This window comes from Spirosoma panaciterrae DSM 21099 (assembly GCF_000374025.1).
Classification (GTDB): Bacteria; Bacteroidota; Bacteroidia; order Cytophagales; family Spirosomataceae; genus Spirosoma; species Spirosoma panaciterrae.
Genome location: NZ_KB893232.1, coordinates 1 through 2,667, shown reverse-complemented (window position 1 = coordinate 2,667; position 2,667 = coordinate 1). Strand labels below are relative to the sequence as shown.

1 protein-coding gene and 1 pseudogene are annotated in these 2,667 nt (G+C 49.4%); both read left to right on the top strand.

Annotation, left to right across the window (positions count from 1 at the left end; all coding sequences use genetic code 11):
- A pseudogene (locus B153_RS0130810) lies at window positions 1-246 on the top strand (hypothetical protein); the annotation flags it as partial.
- A 168-nt stretch (window positions 247-414) separates the two neighbouring features.
- The coding region (locus B153_RS0130805) for a CotH kinase family protein (protein WP_020600609.1) at window positions 415-2,667 on the top strand (2,253 nt) is incomplete at its 3' end.

Below are 2,667 nucleotides of genomic sequence, written 5' to 3'. Positions count from 1 at the left end.
CGCATCGATGAGATTGTGGTGTCTCGGGGGAGTTGTCAGAGTCTGGCATCGGGTTTGTGGTCGTCGGTGGGCACCTGGAGTTGTGGGCGGGTGCCCACCCTGTGCGATGTAGTCAAAATTAATGATGGGCATGTGGTGACTATCTCGGTTGCCAATGCGACGGCGAAGCGGGTAGAGTTCGGCACTGATGCCCGACTGGATTATAGCACCGCAACAGCCTCGCTCGTCATTCAGGGGGACAATTAAGCATCGTTCTGCTCTATTGTTAACTAGTAGTCTGGTATAAATCAACTTACATTTTCGCGTTTTTGCAAAACATAAGTCATTAATAAACAACCATATAGAGACTTATCATATATAAGTATGGTATAATTGTTGCCTTAATCATAACTGAAATACACTCCACACTCAGTCATGATTAAACGGCGAATTATTTTAATAATTCTATACCTGCTTGTAGGTATATCTTTCTCCGCACAAAGCCAGCAGCTCTACATCAACGAACTGATGGCCTCCAACCAGACCACCCTCGCTGATGGCTCGGGCAACTTCGAAGACTGGCTGGAAATCTATAACCCCAACTCCTTTTCGGTCAACATCGCTGGCTACTTCATCACCGACAACCTGGCCAACCCCACCAAATACCAGTTTGTCTCCGGTTCATCCAAAACCATCATCCCCGCCAACGGCTTTCTGCTGGTGTGGGCCAGCGGGCAGACCAGCCGGGGTGCCGATCATATTGGCTTCAGCCTGTCGGCCAGTGGGGAGCAGTTGGGTCTTTACCGGCCTGACGGTAGCACGCTGGTCGACACGCTGAGTTTTGGCCCACAGCGGGCCGACATTTCCTGGGGTCGCCAGCCCAACGGCAGCACCAACTGGCTGTATTTTAAAACGCCCAACAGCAGTCCCAAAGCCTCCAACAACGGAAAAACTGGCTATGCTCAGATACTGGACCCGCCTGTTTTTTCGCAAACGGGAGGGTTTTATACCACAGGATTTACGTTAAGTTTGAGTTCTCCCGACCCTACGGCCACGATTTATTACACGCTGGATGGCTCTGACCCCGACCCAACCAAACCCAATGCGGTCAGTTTCACGTATAAAAACAGTTACCCCCAGCAACCGGGCCAACCGTACGGGCCTACATTAACCGAAACCTACCGAACCTTTCCCTATTCTACGACACTGGCAATTTCGGACCGTAGCAGTGCTGCGAATAAAGTGTCCATCAAGTCGTCGACAGCTTCCTACACAGCCTCTTACATTCCAACCAGTCCGGTTTTCAAAGGAACTGTGGTACGTGCCTTGGTGTACAAAGCTAACGCCTTACCAAGCGACATCGTCACGCAAACGTATTTCGTTACCGCTACGCCCCCCAGGTATACTATACCCGTTGTTTCACTAGCCCTTACCGAAAAACATCTTTTTGATTACAATACAGGCATTTACACAGCCGGAAAAACCTTCGATAACTGGCGGGCAGCCAATCCTAACACCGGAACCGGGTTTTGTACGACAGCCAATTTTGACAATGAAGGCGACGATTGGGAACGACCGGGTAATGCAGAGATCTTTGTCGGAACCAGTTCGGTCAGCAATCAGCTTGTAGACATACGAATAAATGGTGGCTGCTCCCGTTCAGTACCCCGCAAAAGCCTACGCCTGTATGGAAAAAGTAACTTCGAATACCCTTTTTTCGATAATCGTCCAGCTTCGTTATTCTACAATCGGCTCCTGCTCCGGAACGGTGGGAACGATTGGGATTACAGCCTCCTGATTGATGCGTTCGGACAAACCATGGTTCGACATCTGAACTTTGACACGCAATCGAACCGCCCTGCTGCCCTTTTTCTGAACGGCGAATATTGGGGTATTCATGGCCTTTACGAGCGCTATGACCGATTCTACGTAAATCGAAATTACGCTGTTGCGACCGATAGTGTGGATATGGTAGAGATTGCAAATGGTTACTCAGCCTCTGAAGGTGACTTAACAAAGTTCACGGCGTTGAATAGTTATTTCACCAATACCAATCCGATCAATTACACCTACGTGCAAACCCAGATGGATGTGGAGAACTTTGCGGATTATAATATTGCCGAGATCTTCGTAGCCAATACCGACTGGCCGCTCAATAATGTTGTTTTGTGGCGAAAACGAACCAGTCAATACCAGCCCAATGCTGCTCGTGGGCATGATGGTCGATGGCGGTGGATGCTGAAAGACATCGATTATGGATTAAGTGGTCAAAACAATGCCCAAAACAACACGCTGAATTTTGCCACCCGGTCCGATCTTTCCTATACCCTCTTTCTACGTCGGCTGCTCGACATCCCAGCGTTCAAAACCTACTTCATCAACCGATATGCTGACCTGCTCAACACCACCTTTTTAGCCAGTCGAACAACAGCCCTTCTCTCATCCATTCAACAGCAGTACCAGCCTTATATGCCCGAACATTTCAGTCGATGGCTTACGGGTAATTCATATACCAACTGGCTGTCCAATATCAATAATATCAACACATTCCTTCAGGATCGCGCTAGCTATGCCCGCGACCACATACGGGCCAAGTTCAGCCTAACTGCCAACCGGAGCCTGACCCTCAACGTCTCCGACACCACTCGCGGATTTGTCAAAGTCAACTCCATCGCCATCCAACCCGCC